Below are 18,288 nucleotides of genomic sequence, written 5' to 3' on the forward strand. Positions count from 1 at the left end.
ACTCCTTGTTGTACGATCGTATAACAAGGCCATGACGACCAAGCAATCCTCCACGCCCGCCTATACTCGGGGTGATCCCGACGAGCGGCGCCAGAGCCTGATCGAGGCGACGGCGCGGTGCCTTGCGACGCATGGCGTCGGTGGCACTTCGGTGCGGACGATCTGCGCGATGGCGGGCGTTTCGCCGGGATTGCTGCGGCACTACTTCGGCGGCGTGTCCGATGCGATTGCCGAGGCCTATCGCTGGACCGGACACCGGGTGGCGCGGGCGCTGGAGGAAGCGGTGGAGGCGGCGGACGACAATCCGCGTGCTCGGCTGCTGGCTTATCTCGCCGCCAGTTTCCGTCCGCCGATTGCCGATCCGGAACTACTGGCCACCTGGCTCGCGTTCTGGGCAATGACGCCGCAGGATCCCGCTATCGGTCGGCTGCATGAGGATATCTACGGCGAATTCCGCAGCGGCATGGATGCGCTGATCCGCGACTGCCGTCCGGACATGGCCGATACGCGGCTGGTCGGCGTGGCGTTGACGGCACTGATCGACGGGCTCTGGCTGGAACTCAGCCTTGGCAAGGCGCCGTTCACGCCCGAGGAGGCGGAAGGGCTGGTCGAAACTTGGCTAGACGCGCTGCTCGGCGGCCTTGCGGCGAACCAGTAGCCAGATCGGCAGGCCCAGCGCCATCAACACGAAGCTGAGCCCGCTCGCCCCGATGCCTGCCCCCCACAGCGTCCAGAGCGCATAGGCGGCGCCAAGAATGGCGGCGGGACGCGCGATGCCGAGCCTGAACGCCGACAAGGCACAGGCGAGGTAGAGCCACAGCGTCGCCGAAGTGGAGAGCAGCAGCAGATATTCGAACAGCTTCTGTATCGAACGGCTGGCGTTCATCGCCGCGAAGAGGCTGGCGATCACCGTGGAGATCAGCAGCGCGCGGCGGGCTACACCGCGTGCATCGGTCTCCGCGAACCATGCGGGCAGCAGCCGGCGATGCGCCATGTCGCGCACCATTTCCGCTTCCAGCAAGGTCCAGCCGTTGAGTGCGCCCACGCAGCTGATCACGGCGAAGATCGCGATCAGCGTGGCCGCGTCGGAGCGCCAGAAATAGCTGACGAACGTCGCGAAAGGCGCATTCGAATGCGATGCCAGATCGACGGGCAGCAGCAACGCGATGGCCGAACAGACCATCAGGTAGAGAATGCCGGTAAGCCCGGTGCCCCAAAGCGTGGCGCGGGCGATGTTCACTTCCGGATTGCGCACGCGCGCGGCCGCCACGCTGGCGCTTTCGAAGCCGAGCAGGGCCCAGAGCGTTAGGCTGGCTGCGCCGTTGACCGCGCCGAAGCTGATGCTGCCCGGCGCCGGCGGCGCGATCTGCGCGCGGCCGTCGTTCAGCACGGTTACGGCGATCACGATGACGACGATCAGCGGAATGACTTTCAGCCCCAGCGTCACCACCTGAAATCCGCCCGCAGCACGGGTGCCACGCAAGTTGATCAGCGCCATCAGCCAGAGCAGCGCCATCGCGGCGAGGGCGGGTATGTGCTCACCCATCCCAAGCGCGGGGAAGATATCGGAGAGGTAACTTACGGCAGCCACCGCGATGGCCACAACCGAAGTCCAGATCGACACGAGGTAGATCCAGCTGATGAAGAAGCCGGCGGTATGGCCGAAGGCATCGGTGACGAAGCCGGCCGGGCCACCGGCCTGCGGACAGGCCTTGGTCAGCCGGCTCAGCACGTAGGCCAGGATCAGCGCTCCGCTGATCGTCACCACCCAGCCGACTACGCCGTTCCAGCCGAACGGCGCGAGGCTGGCGGGCAGCAGGAAAACGCCCGATCCGATCATGTTGCCCATGACCAGAGCGGTGGCAGCCACTAGGCCCAGGCTTGCGCCCGGGCCTGCGGTTTTCGGAGTCGCTTCCGTCACGCCTGCTTAGCTATCAGAAATCCGCCCCGAACTTGAGGCCGATCACGCGAGGGCGGATGACATAGTCATAGAACACCCCGCCCGTGCTGCTGACGCCATCGGGATCGCCGCAGGTCGTCTCCAGACACTGGACGCTGGTGTTGACCACGCCGTTGCTGTTGAACAGGTTGGTGGCGTAGAGTTCGACACGGTAGCCGTCCCGCTTCACGCCGATGCTGACGTCGGCCGTGGTATAGGCGCCGAGATTGCCCTTGATCTGGTTTTCCAGCGTGCGCAGATCGCTGCGGCGCTTGCCGATGTAGTTTGCGGCGAATTGCACGTGGCCGCTCCAGTCCCCGACCGGGAATTCGTAGCGGGCGACGGCATTCCCTTTGAACTTGGCCGTGATCGGCAAATGCGTGCCGGACGGGGCAAGCAAGGCGTTTTCAGTCCCATCGGTGCCCGGCAGCGTACAGTCGAAGGCGCTGTTGGCGATCAGACAGAAGTCCTTGCGGATCGTCGCATCGTTGTAGCTGCCTGAAAGGTCCAGAGAGAGACCGTTCTTGTTGTAGCCAAGATCGAATTCCACGCCGCGAATGCGCGCCTTGCCGGCGTTGCGGATCTCGGTCAGGCCATTGGCGCCCAGGAACGAGAGCTGAATGTCGTCCCACATCTGCTGATAGACCGCGCCGTTGAAGCGGACCGGGCCCCACATGGTTTTCCAGCCGATTTCGTAGTTGTCCAACTGGTCCGGCTTGTAGGGCGGCAGGGTGCCGCGACGGTTGATGCCGCCGGGCCGGAAACCGCGCGACCAGGTGGCGTAGACCAGCGCATCGGGCGTGATTTTGTACGTGAGGTTCGCCTTGTAGATCGCGTCGGTCTTGGACGTCGACTTGTCCAGATTGGTGCAGGGCGATCCGCTGACCACGGCGTCCGCAAAGCAGGCGGCAACACCGGTCTTGCTCGAATAGCCGGCGCTGTAGCCGTAGAAACCGACCAGCGAGTTCTTGTAGTGATAGAGGCGCACGCCGCCGGTGGCGGTCAGCTTGTCGGTGATGTCGTAAGTCAGTTCGCCGAAGGCGGCATAGTCGCGGTCCACGCGCTTTTGCTGGGTCAGCCAGATATCGCTGGTGGTGCCGGGAACCTTCAGATCATCGGCCAGACCGTCGATGATGTAATTCTGCTCGATATGATGCTGCTGGCGTTGGTAGAACAGGCCGCCGATGAAGCGCAGCGGATTGTCCTGCGGCGAACTGATGCGCACTTCGCCGAATTGGCGGTGATAGGTGTCCTTGCCCTTGATGTACTGGTTCGGGCTGATCAGGTCGCCGGCATTGTCGGTGAGATAGGCGCCCGATCCGAACAGCGCGTCATAGAAGTACGAATAGTCCGAATAGTCGGACTGGGTCCAATCCTTGCGGTTCAGGATGCCGCCGGTGGCGGTAAGGTCCCAGTTGCCGATCTTGCCCTCGATGGTGAGCGCGGCCTGATACCATTCATCCTTGCTCTTTTCCGGGTTGTACTGAACGGTCTGCAGCTTGCCCGAAACGGCGGTGGAGCGTTCCTGCGCAAAGCTGCCGTTGGTCTTCTGGACCTGCCCCATGATCGTGGGCTTCACCGTCCAGTTGCCATCCAGATCGATGCCGAGGGCAAGACGGCCACCGTAAGTGTCTACGTCGTTGTAGTTGTCCTCGACCAGATCGGCATTGTCCTGCGTGATGCCGGAAACCGCGAACGTGCGGCTGCCGTGGACATTGTCGATATAGCCGCCGTCATGCCGATACCAGCCGACGAGGCGGGCGGCGATGGAGTCCGAAAACCGGTAGTTGATGAAGCCCTGCATCACGCCGCCGATATCGCCGTGCGAGACGCTGTTCAGTTCGGCGTCGACCGCGCCATAAGTGCCCGTAGTATCTGGCGCATTGGTGACGATCTTGATCGTGCCGGCCATCGAACTGGCGCCGTAGAGCGTGCCCTGCGGTCCGGCCAGCGCCTCTACGCGGGCGATGTCATAGGCATGAATGTCGAGCGCGCCCTGAATGGTCGTGATCGGCATTTCGTCGAGATAGGTGCCGACGGTGGGCAGCGGGCCGGAGTGGTTGGCATTCTCGCCCGAAGCGACGCCGCGGAAATAGACCTGGCTGAAGCCCGGCTGCACGGTCTGGATCGTTACCGAGGGCAGGAACTTCACAACGTCCTGCAGTTCCTTGACCTGAAGGTCTTTCAGCTTCTCCGTGCCGAGCGCGGTGATCGCGATTGGTACGTCCTGCAGGTTCTCGACGCGCTTTTGCGCGGTGACGTAGATGACGCCGCTATCGGCGGGAGCGGCTGTTGCAGGCTTGGCGTCCTGCGCCAGTGCCGGTTGCACGGCAACGATTGCCGACGAGCCAAGCAGTATCGCGACGATGCCGCGACGAAAGGATATACCGGAAGCGACCACCCGAAGACCCCCATTATGTCGTGTCTCGGTAGGTCTCCATAATTTTTGGTGGGCGGCAATAGGGCTTTCGGATGACGTTCATGTTGCAGTGCAACTATGACATTTCTGCCACATGAACAGCCGTTCAGAATTCGGCGTAAGTCTCAGGCAAATCACCCAATGCTGCGCGAAGAGGGGCGATCCGATCCGCGAAAATCCGCCATTGCCCCACTCCGTCCCGGTTGATCGGACGGCGCACCTGCTCACTGGACGCAGTACGCACGGCGCGGGTGTTCGTGTGGAATTCCAGACAAGCCTGTTCGAACGGCAGGCTCAGGTGATCGAGCAGGGCGCGCACTTCGGATTCGGGATCGTCCAGCAGACGCTCGTGGATCACGCGGTGGATGCGGCCGGGCATCACGGCGTCATAGTGGCGCATGGCGCGAACATAGTCGGCGTAATAACGGCCCATGTGCGTCAGGTCATAGGAAAAAGCCTGACCCTTGGCGTAGTTCTGCCGGTAGTTGGACACGCAGCAATCGAGCGGATCGCGCCGCGCGTCGATGATCTTCGCATTCGGCAGGACCAGCGCGATGAAGCCGAGATAGGCCCAGTTGTTGGGCAGCTTGTCGATGTAGAAGGGCTTGTCCGTCTTGCGCTGGACCCGCGTGCGTTCAAGGAATTCGGCACCTAGTTCGCCGCGCCGTTCCGGAGACATCGCCGCCAGCGCTGCGGGCCAATCGCGGGGAAGGCCACCGGTCACCTGCGCCTCTCGCATCGCCAGCGCAGGAATGTCCGGCAGTTCCATCGTGCCTTCGACTTGCGAGTGGCTGGCAAGGATCTGCTCTATCAAGGTGGAGCCCGCACGCGGCATGCCCAGGACGAAGATCGGGTCGGCCGATGGTTCGCCGCCGCCGACATGGGCGGACAGGAAGGCAGGCGTGAACGTCTCGATCACGGCATCGACTTGCGCGGTCACCGCATCGGGATCGTGCTGCAATTCCGTGCTGCGCAGCGCATTGCCTTGGGCATAGTGCGTGAATGCCGCTTCGGCCTCGCCGCGTTCTTCCAGCGCCTTCGCGAGTGCGAAATGAAGGTGCAGGCGATCTTCCTGCGCAAGCTGGCTTTCGTTCGCCAGCCCGGCCTGCATCGCGGCAACATCGGCATCGTCGAAGCGCACCGTCTTCAGGTTGGCAAGGCTCCACCATGCCTCCCCCAATCCCGGCTCGACGGCGATGCAGCGGCGATAGGCAGTGACTGCCTCGGCCTGTTCGCCAAGGGTTTTCAGGATATGGCCGTAACTCATCCAGAGCTTCGCGTGCTCCGGAAAGCTGTCCAGCAATTCACGATAGATCCGGCGCGATTCCTCGTACTCGCCGATCCGGCCCAGCGCGGCAGCACGAAGATTGAGGTCGCCGGCATTCGCGGCATCGGCGGCCAGCACGGTGTCGAGCGTTGCAACGGCGTCGGCGAAGCGGTTCTGCTTGTATAGCACCGTCGCCAGATTGGCGCGCGCTGCAGCAAAGCCGGGCGCGAGTTCGAGCGCGCGCTGCAGCAAGGCCTCCGCATCGCGATAGCGGCCGATGCGCCCGGCGAGTTCCGCCATCATCCGGATCGCGGCAACGTCGCGCGGTTGTGTGGACAGGCGCTGCCGCAAGCCCGTTTCCGCAGTAGGCAGGTCGTTCGCCAGCAGGGCCTGCGCAATGGCCAGCAGTTCGGGATCGCGCACCGAAGCACGGATCGCCGCGTTCTCTGCCAGTTCCGCCTCGCCATCGTTGCCCAGCTTGCGCAGGGCCTGACCCAGCAGTCGCAGTACACGCGGGTCTTCGCCTTTGCGCACCAGCGCCTCGCGCAGCAAGGGCACGGCGCGGGCGGGATCGGTGGCGACGAGTTGGCCGAGCGGAACGGCAGATGCGGTCTGATTCATCGGCGCCGACTATGCGGGGCCGATCCGATCCGCTCAAGCCGCTCCATCGGAACGCGTCTCAGAAACCGCGGGCAACGCCTTCACGGCGTGGATCGGCGCCGCCCAGATAACCCTTGGGCGTCGCGATCACCGCCTGAAGCCCCGATTCCTCGCCCCGGCTGGTCGAAAGCACCATGCCGCGTGCTGCAAGGCCCGCCATGATCGGATCGGGGAACATGTCCGCGCTGTAGCCGTCGCCCTTGGCTACGAGGTTGGGGAGGGAAACCGCATCTTGCGGGCTCATCTTCCAGTCGAGCAGCGCCACCAGCACCTTCAGGTTATAGGCCTGGATCGCCGAACCGCCGGGCGAACCGGCCGCCGCCACGAACTTGCCCTGCGGCGTCAGCACGATCGCCGGCCCCATGCTCGAACGCGGGCGCTTGCCGGCAGCGGGAGCATTGGCCGCAGGCGCCCCATCGGCATCGTTGGGAGAGAACGAGAAGTCGGTCAGCTGGTTGTTGAGGAAGAACCCGTCCACCATGCGGCCCGAACCGAAGATGCTTTCCACCGTGGTCGTCATCGAGACGACATTGCCCTGCGTATCGATGATGACGAAGTGGCTGGTGCCGCCCGGCTCCGCCGTGGCGTCCGAGCCATTGACGGGCGCGCCCTTCGGCATGCCGAACGTGACCGGCCCGGCTTTCTCCCCGATCAGCGCGGCGCGGGTGGCAAGGTATTCGGGATCGAGCAGCCCGGCTTCCGGCACTTTCACGAAAGCAGGATCGCCGACGTAACGATCGCGGTCGGCATAGGCGAGGCGGCTGGCCTGCGCGAATTGGAACCATGCCTTCTCGTCGGAGGCGGAGCGCTTGTTAATGTCCGTATGCGCGAGCACGCCGAGCGCGATCTGCAGGCCGGGGCCACCGGAAGGCGCCTCCGGCGTGCAGACCACGTAGGTGCGATAGGGATTGCACAGCGCCGGGCCCGAACGAGGCTGATAGGCGGCAAGGTCCGCCAGCGTCATCGTGCTGGGGCGCGGTCCTTCATGCAGGCGGGCAATGATATCCTGCGCCACCGGGCCGGTGAGCAGCCCGGATGCGCCGAACTTGGCGATCCGTTCCAAGGTTCCGGCATAGGCCGGATTGCGCAGCCGGTCGCCCGCAACATAGCGCGTGCCGTCCGCCTTGGTGAAATAGCGCACCGCGTCGGGCGAAGAGGCCTGCGGCGCGCGGGATTTGATCATGCCGGCAAGGCGCGGGCTGACGATGAAGCCCTCCTGCGCCAAGGCATGCGCCTTGTCGAACAGGCCGGACCATTCCAGCTTGCCGTGATCGCGGTGGGCCATGTCCAGCATGGCGATGGCACCGGGGACGCCGGTCGATATGCCGCCCAGCACCGCATCGAAGAAGGGCAGGGGCTTGCCGCTGTCATCCACGAAAAGCCGGTTGGTCGCACCGGAAGGCGCCATCTCGCGCCCGTCGTAGGCGGTGACCTTCTGCGTCTTCGCGTCGTAATAGATCATGAAGCCGCCGCCGCCGAGGCCGGAGCTTTGCGGCTCCACCAAACCCAGCACCGCCTGGATCGCCACCGCCGCATCGACGGCCGATCCACCCTTGCGCAGCACCTCTACCCCGGCCTCCACCGCCAGCGGATTGGCGGCGGCGACCATTGCATGGCGCGCGAGGCCCCATTGCTGGGGACGCGCCTTCGCAGCGGCAACATTGGCCGGCGCTTCGGCCTGAACGACCGAGGGAACAGTCAGGGACAGCGCGAGGGCAAGGGCAGTGATTCGGGAAAAGGCGGTGGGACGACGCAAGCGCGTTCTCCTGTCTGGGAGCGACCGATTTTCCCGTGGCTTAACGAGCCTTTCCGCGTTGCACCAGCCCTGCGGTCAGCCGAACCCGGTAATCAACCGGCTTCCCGGCGATTCCCCAAGGCCGGCACTTCGCAATCGCAACAAACGCAATTGCCCATTGGCTTGCGTTACTTGCAATAATATCTCCGTTCGGGTGACTTGCGGGCATTAGTTAGGCTGCTAATTACCCATCCATGCAGGAACGACGATTGCGCGAGCGGGCACTGGCCGAAAGGCTGCTGCCGGTATCGCGATCATGGCGACAACTGGCGGACGATGCGCTTTCATCGCTCGGGATATCCAATTCCTCGGGCTGGGCGCTGGTGCACTTGCTGCGCCAGGGCAAGACGCTGCGCCAGAGCGAGCTTGCGCGGATCGTCGGCATTACCGAACCCTCGCTGGTGCGCACGCTCAATCTGCTGGAAGGCGCTGGCCTGATCGAACGCATCGCCGATGAGACCGACCGCCGGGCCAAGCACCTTGCGCTGACGGCTGAGGGAGAGGCGCTGGCAGAGAGAATAGACACGCGTCTCAACGCATTGCGCGCAAGCCTGCTTGATGGCATTCCTGACGAAGACCTTGAAACCACGATGGCGGTTCTCGATCGGATCGCTGCCCGCGTGGCCGAAAGCGGCGGCAAGCCATGACCAAGCGCTTTGGATTCGATGCAGCGCTGTTTTCGGTAAAGGCGTACATCGCCGCGATTCTGGCCGTCTATATCGCGCTGTCTATCGGGCTGGACCGGCCGTACTGGGCTTTCCTCACCTCCTACATCGTCGCGCAGCCGCTGGCAGGCGCCGTGGTGTCAAAAGCGATGTTCCGCGTGGTGGGAACGTTCGTCGGCGCGGCGGCGGCGGTTCTGATGGTGCCCCCGCTGGTCAATTCGCCCGAACTGCTGACTTTGGCGATCGGCAGCTGGCTGGCGATCTGCGTGTTCATCTCATTGCTGGACCGCACGCCGCGTTCCTACGCCTCTGTCCTTGCGGGCTATACGGCGGTGCTGATCGTGCTGCCCAGCGTCGATACCCCGCAACTGATCTTCACCACCGCCGCGCTGCGCGTGCAGGAGATCACGATCGGCATCCTGTGCAGCAGCTTCGTGCACGCGCTGGTCTTTCCGCAGTCCGTTTCGGCCTTCCTGCTCCAGCGCGTTTCGACGATCCTTGCGGATGCTGAGCGCTGGTCGAAGGATTCGCTGCATATCGATGTCGATCCCTCGGTCGACCGTGAGCGTCGCCGCCTTGCGCTGGACGTGACCGAACTGCACCAGCTTTCCACCCACCTGCCTTACGAGAGCACGCGGATCGCGCCGCGCATCCGCACGGTGCGCGCGCTGCAGGATCAGCTTTCGATGATCATGCCGCTGGGCGCAGCGGTGGCGGATCGCATCGCTCAGCTTCATGAAGCTGGCGGCGGACCTGCCGAAGTTGCGACTTTGCTGGCCGATACGCGCGATTGGTTCGACCGGCTTGCCGCGATGCCCGTAGCCCAACGTAGCGAAGAAGCCGAAGCCCTGCGCGCACGCTGCAAGGCGTTGGAGCCGCAAGTGGGCGAGGGCGCGTCGTGGCACGATCTGATCCTGCTCAGCCTGCTTTCGCGCCTCGCCACGCTGATCGGCGCGCATCGCGATTGCCGCGATCTGGCGGACCAGCTTGCCTCGCCCTCGACCCGCCCGGTGACCGAGCGCGCGGCGGCGCTGGTGGAAGGCCGGCGCGGGCGTGAGCTTCACCGCGACTATGGCGGCGCCGTTCGCGGCGCGCTCAGCGCTTTCATCACTATCGTTTTCGGCTGCGTGCTCTGGATATTCAGCGGTTGGCATGATGGCGGCACGGCGATCATGCTGGCCGGCGTGTTCACCGCTCTGTTCGCGGCTGCGCCCGATCCGCTGGCACCGCTGCGCTCGTTCTTCGTGGGCACTTTCATCGCGACGTTGCTGGGCCTGCTCTATGGCTTCGTCCTGCTCCCCCGCCTTGACGGGTATGTGCAGTTCGCGGCGGCCATGGCGCCGATGCTGCTGATGTTGGGGATGCTGATGCAATCGCCCCGCTATGGCGGCATCGCCGTGCCGCTGCTGCTGGGGCTGGGCTCGCCGGTCCTGGTGGCGGACCAGTACATCGGCGGCTTTGCCAGCTACATGAACGGCTCGCTCGCCCAGCTTACCGGCATTCTCTACGCCATCGTCATGATCCGCCTGCTCAGCTCGACCGGGGCCGAAAGCGCGATCCGGCGCACTCTGCGCGCGGGCTGGGTGGATATTGCCGAACGCTCCAACCTCATGGCCCCGCCCGACGTGCGCGCCTGGATCAACCGTATGCTCGACCGTATCGCCCAACTTGCCCCGCGCCTTGCGATGGCCGGCCGCTCGCCCGGAAAGCCGCTCTACGATGCCCTGCGCGATCTGCGCACCGGCATCGCCATCGGTGAACTGCGCGAACTGCGCCTGGACATGTCGCCCGAGCGCAGCGCGCCGCTCACCGCCGTGCTTCGCCGCGTGGGCGCGTACTATCGCAGCCTCGTGCCGGACCGCCCGGCACCGGCCGATCCCGAATTGCTGCAGGACATCGACCTGGCGCTGGAAGCCGTCCTGCGCGACGGCGACCGGGAGGCTGCCCGTGCCGGCGCGCTGGCGCTGGTGAGCCTGCGGCGCAACATCTTCCCCGAAGCCGCGCCGATCGAAAGGCTGGCGGCATGAACGGGGAAATGTCCTTCGACGGCGTGTTCGTGCCGACGCTGCTGGTGCTGGGCGTAATCGCCTCGATCATCACGCTGGCACTGATGCGCATTGCCAATATCGTGGGTTTCTACCGCCTTTTCGCCTATCGTGCGGCGGTTGACCTGTGCCTCTATATCCTTGTGCTCGGGCTTCTGGTCTGGGCCGCTCCGCTGATCGGTTTCCACCAATGAAGAACCTGCTTGCCCGGATAGCCCCGAGCCTCGCAACGCTTGCACTTGTCGTCATCGCCGCGTTGGTGGCGATCTGGCTCTGGAACCATTACGAGAACCGGCCCTGGACCCGCGACGGCCGGGTGCGCGCCGATGTCGTGCGCGTCACCCCGGATATCGGCGGCCTCGTCACTTCGGTGGAAGTGCGGGACAATCAGGAAGTGAAGGCGGGCGACCTGCTCTTCGTGATCGACCGTCCGCGCTACACGCTGGCGATGCAGGCGGCGCAGGCCGCCGTGGCCAGCGCGCAGGCGAAGCTGGGGCAGGCCCAGCGCGAAGCCAAGCGCGACCTTGCGCTGGGCGACCTTGTCGCCACCGAAAGTCACGAGCAGAACGTGGCCGCCGTCGCCACCGCCCGCGCGGCAGTGGATCAGGCCCTGAGCGCGCTGGACAAGGCCAAGCTGGACCTTGAGCGCACCAATGTGCGGGCCTCGGTCAACGGCACGGTCACCAATCTTGACCTGCACCCCGGCGACTTTGTGGCGCCCGGCAGTCAGGCGATGGCGCTGATCGACCGCGATTCCGTTCGCGTGGAAGGCTATTTCGAGGAAACCAAGCTGCCGCACATCCATGTCGGTGCGAAAGTCACGGTGGTGCTGATGGGCGAATCCCGTCCGCTCAAGGGCGTCGTGGAAAGCATCGCGGCCGGCATCAACGACACCACCCGCAGCGATTCCCGCAACCTGCTGCCCAGCGTCGATCCCACCTTCACCTGGGTCCGTCTGGCCCAGCGCATTCCGGTGCGCGTGCGCCTGACCGATGTGCCCAAGGATGTCCGCCTGATCGCCGGCCGCACCGCTACGGTGACGATCGAGGAACACGATCAGCCCCCCAGGCGCCGCGGCCCCGCCGCCGCAACGCCTGCACCGGCACCGGCGACAACGGCGAATGCATCGGCGGAGCCTGCGCAGTGATCCGATCCGTTCGTCTTCTTGGTGCCGGCTCGCTCGGCGCGATGGCGCTTCTGGCGGGCTGCGTCGCCGGACCGGACTACAAGCCGCCGGAGCATTCGGTTGCCACGGCGCCGTCCGCCAATGGTCCCTTCGCCTCCGGGCAGGGTTCCAACTTTTCGCAGGATCCGCTGCCCGACCGTTGGTGGCGCCTCTATGACGACCCGCGTCTCGACGCATTGGTCGAGCAGGCGCTGGAAGCCAATGCCAACTTGCGCGCGGCCGATGCCAACTTGCGCAAGGCGGATGCGGTGGTGCGCGAATACGTGGGGCAAAAGGCGCTGAGCACCTCCGTTCTGGCCGATGCCGATCTGGAGCGCGATTACACCACCACTTCGGCCGGTACCAACATGCCGGGCGTGCTGACATACGACCTTGGCTTTTCGGTCAGCTATCCGCTCGATCTCAACGGCAAGCTGAGGCGCGCGATCGAGAGCAGCCTTGCCGACCGGGAAGCGGTGGAAGCCGCGCGTGACGCTGTGCGGATCAGCGTCGCCGCCGCCACGGCCAAGGCCTATGCCGACGTATGCGCCGCAAACTACCAGCAGGCGACGGTCGAGAAAGTGATCGCACTGCAGCAGCAGACGCTGGACGCCACCACGCGACTGCAGCGCGGCGGACGCGGCACGGCGTTTGATGTCAGCCGTTCGCGCACTGCTGTGGAGACCAGCAAGGCCAGCCTTCCGGCCTTTGCCGCCAAGCGCAAGGCGGCGCTCTATCTGCTGGCGACGCTGCTGGGCAAACCGCCTGCCGATTATCCGGTGGAGGTGGAAGGCTGTTCGCAGTTGCCCATGCTGCGCAGTCCGATGCCGATCGGGGACGGGGCGGCGATGATCCGCCGCCGTCCGGATATCCGTCAGGCAGAACGGACGATCGCGGGCGATACCGCCCGGATCGGCGTGGCCACGGCAGACCTCTATCCCACCGTCAGCATCGGCGGCGGGATCATCAACGACGGCAAGCTGGAGAACCTGGGCAAGACGCATAGCTTCGGCTTCAGTTTCGGCCCCTTGCTGAACTGGAGTTTTCCGAACCGTCCTTTGGTGAAGGCCCGGATCGACGCGGCCAATGCCCAGGTCGATATCGATCTGGCCAAATTCGATGCCACCGTTCTGGAAGCTCTGCGGGGTACCGAAACGGCGCTGGAGACCTATGCGCGTGATACCGATCGGGCCACTGCTCTCGGCAGCGCGACCCGTAGCGCGGGTGTCTCGCAAGCGCAGGCGGCCAAGCTGTTCCGGTTCGGCCGCAGCGATCTGCTGTCGTTGCTGACCACGCAAGCCAACCTTGCCAACGCCGAAGTTGCCCATGCCTCGGCAGAGGCCGCGCTGGTGGATGACCAGATTTCGGTCTTCCTCGCGCTCGGCGGGGGCTGGGAAGGGCAGCCTGCAAAGTAAACCGGGTTTTCAAGGGGCGCTCTGGTCTCCGCGAAGCCGGTATATCTGCCGGCGCGGAGACGACGCCTTTGAAGCCCCGTATGCAACAGACCGGGACCTGCCAGATCCGGGGTTTTGAGGGCGCTGGTCATGCGCTCCATCGGGCTGCGGAATGCTGCCGCGCGCGGTGAATATTCGCCGTCTTGCGGCACATGGAATTGCCAATGTGAAATTGGAGCGCGCCAAACCGGGATTTTTCAGCTATGGGGCCCTCAAAGACCCTTTGGTCGCCAAAAAACTCCACGGAAACTTACCCCCCAAGAGACCGCGCAAGCGGCACAGGACAGATTCACAAACTCATGATTTTTTCTCAGCTCCCCCAGCCCCTTGCCGATGCGTTGACGGCGCAGGGCTACGAGTCCCTGACCCCCGTTCAGGCCGCAGTCGCAGAAGCCGAGGCGCGTGGACGCGACCTGGTGGTTTCGGCGCAGACCGGTTCGGGCAAGACCGTCGCCTTCGGAATCGCCATGAGCGACGAACTGCTGGCGGACGGCTCGATTCCTTATGCCGAGGCGCCGCTGGCCCTCGCCATCGCCCCTACGCGCGAACTGGCGCAGCAGGTCAGCCGCGAGCTTGAATGGCTCTACGGCAAGACCGGCGCGCGCATCGTCACTTGCGTTGGCGGCATGGACCCCGTGCGTGAGCGCAAGGCTCTGGAACGCGGTGCGACGATCGTCGTCGGCACGCCCGGCCGCCTGCGCGACCATCTGGAACGCGGCAAGCTCGACCTCTCGGCCCTGCGCGTCGTCGTGCTGGACGAAGCGGACGAGATGCTCGACATGGGCTTCCGCGAAGACCTTGAAGAAATGCTCGACGCGATGCCGGAGAGCCGCCGCACGCTGCTGTTCTCGGCCACCATGCCGCGCCCGATCGAGGCGCTGGCCCGCCGCTACCAGACCGACGCGCTGCGCATCTCGACGATGAGCGAGAACCGCGGCCATGGTGACATCACCTATCAAGCCGTCACCGTTGCTCCGGCCGATGTCGAGAACGCGGTGGTCAACCTGCTGCGCCTTCACGATGCAGAGACCGCGATCCTGTTCTGCGCCACGCGCGACAATGTGAAGCACCTGCACTCGACCCTGACCGAGCGCGGCTTTTCTGCCGTGGCGCTTTCGGGCGAGCATTCGCAGAACGAGCGCAACAACGCGCTTCAGGCGCTGCGCGACAAGCGTGCCCGCGTCTGCGTCGCCACCGACGTTGCCGCGCGCGGCATCGATCTTCCCTCGCTCACGCTGGTGATCCACGTCGAAATCCCGCGCGATGCCGAAACGCTTCAGCACCGTTCGGGCCGTACCGGCCGCGCCGGCAAGAAGGGCACCGCCGTCATCATCGTGCCGTTCCCGCGCCGTCGCCGCGTGGAAGGCATGCTGCGCGGTGCGCGGATCGAGGCCGAATGGGTCGCCGCGCCGACGCCCGAAGTCATCCGCGCGGCCGACCGTGGCCGCCTGATGGAAAAGCTGCTCGCCCCGGTCGAGGCGGACGAGGAAGATCGCGAGATCGCCCGCGAAATCCTGGAAAAGGTGAGCGCGGAGGATCTTGCCGCAGCTCTGGTACGCGCGCATCGCGCCGCCATGCCGCAGCCGGAAGAACTGATCGGCAACAGCCCCGAAGCGCGCGAAGCGCGTCAGCGTCCGGGCTTTGACGATGTTGTGTGGTTCACCATGGACGTGGGCCGCCAGCAGAATGCCGATCCGCGCTGGATCCTGCCGCTGCTGTGCCGCCGCGGGCACGTGACCCGTAATGCCGTTGGCCAGATCCGCATCATGGCCAACGAGACCTACTTCCAGATCCCGCGCGCGCAGGCCGACCAGTTCGTGCGTGCCGTCGAGCGGACTGCGCAAGACGATAGCGGTGACGTGGAGAACACCATCCGCATCGTGCAAGCACAGGACACCCCGCGCGAAGTCGCCCGTGAGCGTCGCCGCGAAGGCCCGCAGGGTCGCGGTCGCAAGCCGCACGGTGGCCGTGAAGAAGGCGGTCGCGGTGGCTACGAAGGCCAGCGCTATCAGCCGCGCCCGACCGGCGGTGCCCGTCCGGAGCGCAGCGGTGGCGGCGGCAAGCCGTTCCACAAGAAGCCGAAGAAGAGCAGCTGGTAAGCTCTTTCGGCGCTAAGGATCAGGAGAAGGCGGGGCATGGTTCCCCGCCTTTTTCTTTGGGTCTGGACTGGAGGCGCAGTCCAGACCGCGCCGGTTCAGCTCAAACCCATACCCGTCATCCCCGCGAAGGCGGGGATCCCGCTTCTCTTGCGGTTGGCGGATAGCGTGCAGAAGGAAGCGGGGCCCCCGCATGCGCGGGGGCGACGATGTGGTTTTATTCGTGAGGTGCGCGTGGTTTAGAGGGAGAGGACCTCAAGCACCCAGAGCCAGCACCTCAATGGCCTCTTCCTGCCCATTGAAATCGACGAAATCGCCAACTTCGGCACCCAGCAGCGCGCGGGCAAGCGGTGCGGTGAAGGCAAGGGCGCCCTTGGCCGGATCGGCCTCGTCATGGCCGACGATATGCACTTCGCGCTCCTTGCCGTTGAGGACGAAGCGCACGCGGTGCCCGAACATCGCCCTGTCGCCGGAAGGCACGGGCTGCACTTCCGCCGTCGCCAGGCGCTTGCGCCAGTAGCGCAAATCTCGCTTGGCGGTATTGAGCGCGGTTTCGTCGGCAAGGGCCGGGATTTCAGCCTCTAGCGCCGCGATGCGCGTGTCGATCAGTGTACGGCCTTCAACGGTAACGAAGTTCGGCCCCGGCGGTATCGGCACCTCGAACTTGGGTTCGAGATGCTCCTCGTCTCCGTCGCGCCGGAAAGCGACGCTCACGCACCGCCTCCCATGTATTCGTCCATGGCCTCGCTCGCTTCGAACCAGCCGGCTTCGGCCACTTCGAGTTCCTCGGCTGCCTGCGTGCGGCGCTTGCCGATCTCACCGATGTTGAGCTTGGCCAAGTCGCCCTTGGCGGAACCCGGATCGGCCAGCACGGCATCGAGTGCGTCGATCTGTTGCTGGATGCGCTTCATCCGCGTTTCGGTCTCGGAAACCTTCTTGCGCAGGGCCTTGAGTTCTTCCCGCGCCACGGCGCCGTTCTTGCGAGCGGGCTTGGCTTCGGCTTGCACTGCCTTGGGCTGGTTCCGGCCGAGGACAAAGTCGATGTAGTCCTCCATCGACCCGTCGTAGTTCGCCGCCGTGCCCTGATCGACCAGCACGAGCCGGTCGGCCGCGAGTTCGACCATGTGACGGTCGTGGCTGACCAGGATCACCGCGCCTTCGAACTGATTGAGCGCCTGCACCAGTGCCTCACGTGCGTCGACGTCAAGGTGGTTGGTCGGTTCGTCGAGGATCAGCATGTGCGGCGCATCACGGGTGACCAGTGCCAGGGCAAGACGCGCGCGCTCACCACCAGAAAGCGTGGAAATCTGCGCGGTTGCCCGGTCGCCCGAGAAGCCGAAGCGGCCAAGCTGACCGCGCACCGCGACCGGTGGCTTACCCTCCATCGCGCGGGTCATCAGTTCGAGCGGCGTCGAATCGGAGGGCAGTTCCTCCACCTGATACTGGGTGAAGTAGCCGATGCGGATTTTGGGAGAGAAGGTCAGCGAACCTTCCATCGGCTGCAACTGGCGGGCCAGCAGGCGCGCCAGCGTGGTCTTGCCGTTACCGTTGCGGCCGAGCAGGGCGATGCGGTCTTCGGGATCGATGCGCAGGTTAAGGCGGCGCAGGATCGGCTTTTCCGCCTCGTAGCCAACGGCGGCAAGATCCAGCGTAACCAGCGGCGGGCGCAGCTCGTCGGGGCTGGGGAAATCGAAGCTGAGCGAGGAATCCTCGGCCATCGCCGCGATCGGCTGCATCTTCGCCAGCATCTTGGCGCGCGACTGCGCCTGCTTGGCGGTGGAGGCGCGGGCGGAGTTGCGGGCGACGTAGTCGGCCAGCTTCTTGCGCTGCGCATCCTGATTGGCACGCGCGGCGGCCGCCTGCGCGGCGCGTTCGGCGCGGATGCGCTCGAAGCTGTCGTATGTCCCGGGGTAAAGCGTCAGCTTGCCCTGCTGAAGGTGCAGGATGTGGTCGACCACATTGTTCAGCAGATCGCGTTCGTGGCTGATGACGATCAGCGTCTTGGGGTAGGTCTGGAGGAAATTCTCCAACCAGAGCGTCGCTTCGAGGTCGAGGTGGTTCGAGGGTTCGTCGAGCAGCAGCACGTCGGGCTGAGAGAACAGCAGGCCGGCCAGCGCCACGCGCATCTTCCAACCGCCCGAGAAACTGTCGAGCGGCCGGTTCTGCATCTCCTCATCGAAACCCAGGCCGACAAGAATGCGCGCGGCACGTGCCTCGCCGGTATAGGCATCGATCGCCAGCAGACGTTCGTGCACGTCGCCGAGACGATGGGGGTCGACGCAGGTTTCGGATTCGGCGAGCAGGTCCTTGCGTTCGGTATCGGCATCCAGAACCGCTTCGAGTGCGGTTCGGGTGCCGGTAGGTGCCTCTTGGGCAATGTAGCCCAGCCGGGCACGGCGCGGCATCTCGACCGAACCGCCATCGGGTTCCAACTGGCCGATGATGGCCTTCACCAGCGTGGATTTGCCCGCGCCGTTGCGGCCGATCAGGCCCACCTTGCCGTCCTTGGGAATGGTGGCGGCGGCCTGGTCGAGGATAGTGCGCCCCCCAAGGCGAACGGTAATATCGCGGATCGTCAACATGGGGGGAGCGCCTAGAGGATTTTGCGCCCGGTTGGAAACATCTTCCGGCGGCAAGTTTTTCGCGACGGGGTTTTGCAGCTTCCAAGGTGTGGCCCGGCCAACTTCCCCATGCGGAAAGAAGAATTGATTTGCGCCAAGGCGATGTCAGTATGTGACTGGTATCGCGTGAGTACTTGACCGATCGCCGGGCGTTTCCGGCTG

The 18,288-nt window shown here is 65.0% G+C and carries 13 protein-coding genes; 7 read left to right on the forward strand and 6 right to left on the reverse strand.

Features of this window, described 5'->3' with window-relative positions; genetic code table 11:
• Positions 1-31 precede the first annotated feature (31 nt).
• The gene (locus tag ACZ1JC_RS19945) at positions 32-658 is read left to right on the forward strand and encodes a TetR family transcriptional regulator C-terminal domain-containing protein (protein WP_465135228.1); all 627 of its coding nucleotides are present in this window, start codon (positions 32-34) and stop codon (positions 656-658) included.
• Here ACZ1JC_RS19945 and ACZ1JC_RS19950 read toward each other — a convergent pair.
• From ACZ1JC_RS19950 to ACZ1JC_RS19965, 4 genes are all read right to left on the reverse strand, one after another.
• The gene (locus ACZ1JC_RS19950) at positions 620-1,870 is read right to left on the reverse strand and encodes an APC family permease (RefSeq protein ID WP_465148382.1); all 1,251 of its coding nucleotides are present in this window, start codon (positions 1,868-1,870) and stop codon (positions 620-622) included. The two genes, ACZ1JC_RS19945 and ACZ1JC_RS19950, sit on opposite strands and share 39 nt — an antisense overlap.
• 64 nt (positions 1,871-1,934) lie before the next feature.
• Positions 1,935-4,340, reverse strand: coding sequence for a TonB-dependent receptor (locus ACZ1JC_RS19955; protein WP_465135227.1), 2,406 nt, complete (start codon positions 4,338-4,340; stop codon positions 1,935-1,937).
• A gap of 124 nt (positions 4,341-4,464) precedes the next feature.
• On the reverse strand, positions 4,465-6,246 hold the full coding sequence (locus ACZ1JC_RS19960; RefSeq protein WP_465135226.1) for a tetratricopeptide repeat-containing sulfotransferase family protein: 1,782 nt from the start codon (positions 6,244-6,246) through the stop codon (positions 4,465-4,467).
• 58 nt (positions 6,247-6,304) lie between these two features.
• Complete coding sequence (locus ACZ1JC_RS19965; protein WP_465135225.1) at positions 6,305-8,041, reverse strand: gamma-glutamyltransferase family protein; 1,737 nt, start codon at positions 8,039-8,041, stop codon at positions 6,305-6,307.
• Between the two features lie 248 nt (positions 8,042-8,289).
• Here ACZ1JC_RS19965 and ACZ1JC_RS19970 point away from each other — a divergent pair, with 248 nt between their 5' ends.
• The 6 genes from ACZ1JC_RS19970 (at position 8,290) to ACZ1JC_RS19995 (ending at position 15,508) form a co-directional block, all read left to right on the forward strand.
• The gene (locus ACZ1JC_RS19970) at positions 8,290-8,727 is read left to right on the forward strand and encodes a MarR family winged helix-turn-helix transcriptional regulator (RefSeq protein WP_465135224.1); all 438 of its coding nucleotides are present in this window, start codon (positions 8,290-8,292) and stop codon (positions 8,725-8,727) included.
• Positions 8,724-10,772, forward strand: a complete 2,049-nt coding sequence (locus ACZ1JC_RS19975; protein ID WP_465135223.1) for an FUSC family protein — start codon at positions 8,724-8,726, stop codon at positions 10,770-10,772. Before ACZ1JC_RS19970 ends, ACZ1JC_RS19975 begins: the two co-directional genes overlap by 4 nt.
• Positions 10,769-10,984 (forward strand): DUF1656 domain-containing protein, encoded by a 216-nt coding sequence (locus ACZ1JC_RS19980; RefSeq protein ID WP_465135222.1) that lies wholly within the window; start codon positions 10,769-10,771, stop codon positions 10,982-10,984. Before ACZ1JC_RS19975 ends, ACZ1JC_RS19980 begins: the two co-directional genes overlap by 4 nt.
• Complete coding sequence (locus tag ACZ1JC_RS19985) at positions 10,981-11,937, forward strand: efflux RND transporter periplasmic adaptor subunit (protein WP_465135221.1); 957 nt, start codon at positions 10,981-10,983, stop codon at positions 11,935-11,937. The genes ACZ1JC_RS19980 and ACZ1JC_RS19985 overlap by 4 nt, the downstream gene beginning before the upstream one ends.
• Positions 11,938-11,978: 41 nt before the next feature.
• Positions 11,979-13,370 (forward strand): efflux transporter outer membrane subunit, encoded by a 1,392-nt coding sequence (locus tag ACZ1JC_RS19990; RefSeq protein ID WP_465138536.1) that lies wholly within the window; start codon positions 11,979-11,981, stop codon positions 13,368-13,370.
• Between the two features lie 338 nt (positions 13,371-13,708).
• Positions 13,709-15,508 carry a DEAD/DEAH box helicase gene (locus tag ACZ1JC_RS19995; RefSeq protein ID WP_465135220.1) on the forward strand — a complete coding sequence of 600 codons (1,800 nt, stop codon included), beginning with the start codon at positions 13,709-13,711 and terminating at the stop codon, positions 15,506-15,508.
• Between the two features lie 252 nt (positions 15,509-15,760).
• On the opposite strand, the gene ACZ1JC_RS20000 is transcribed toward ACZ1JC_RS19995, so the two are convergent.
• On the reverse strand, positions 15,761-16,219 hold the full coding sequence (locus tag ACZ1JC_RS20000; protein ID WP_465135219.1) for a GreA/GreB family elongation factor: 459 nt from the start codon (positions 16,217-16,219) through the stop codon (positions 15,761-15,763).
• Positions 16,216-18,087 (reverse strand): ABC-F family ATP-binding cassette domain-containing protein, encoded by a 1,872-nt coding sequence (locus ACZ1JC_RS20005; protein ID WP_465135218.1) that lies wholly within the window; start codon positions 18,085-18,087, stop codon positions 16,216-16,218. Before ACZ1JC_RS20005 ends, ACZ1JC_RS20000 begins: the two co-directional genes overlap by 4 nt.
• Positions 18,088-18,288 lie beyond the last annotated feature (201 nt).

The sequence above is a fragment of the Sphingomonas sp. BL-S-28 genome (assembly GCF_055521515.1).

Excerpts from the sequence above, each read along its gene's own strand:
- ACZ1JC_RS19945 (WP_465135228.1), top strand. The coding sequence starts at position 32 with ATGACGACCAAGCAATCCTCCACGCCCGCCTATACTCGGGGTGATCCC.
- ACZ1JC_RS19960 (WP_465135226.1), bottom strand. The coding sequence starts at position 6,246 with ATGAATCAGACCGCATCTGCCGTTCCGCTCGGCCAACTCGTCGCCACC.
- ACZ1JC_RS19975 (WP_465135223.1), top strand. The coding sequence starts at position 8,724 with ATGACCAAGCGCTTTGGATTCGATGCAGCGCTGTTTTCGGTAAAGGCG.
- ACZ1JC_RS19980 (WP_465135222.1), top strand. The coding sequence starts at position 10,769 with ATGAACGGGGAAATGTCCTTCGACGGCGTGTTCGTGCCGACGCTGCTG.
- ACZ1JC_RS19985 (WP_465135221.1), top strand. The coding sequence starts at position 10,981 with ATGAAGAACCTGCTTGCCCGGATAGCCCCGAGCCTCGCAACGCTTGCA.
- ACZ1JC_RS19990 (WP_465138536.1), top strand. The coding sequence starts at position 11,979 with ATGGCGCTTCTGGCGGGCTGCGTCGCCGGACCGGACTACAAGCCGCCG.
- ACZ1JC_RS19995 (WP_465135220.1), top strand. The coding sequence starts at position 13,709 with ATGATTTTTTCTCAGCTCCCCCAGCCCCTTGCCGATGCGTTGACGGCG.
- ACZ1JC_RS20005 (WP_465135218.1), bottom strand. The coding sequence starts at position 18,087 with ATGTTGACGATCCGCGATATTACCGTTCGCCTTGGGGGGCGCACTATC.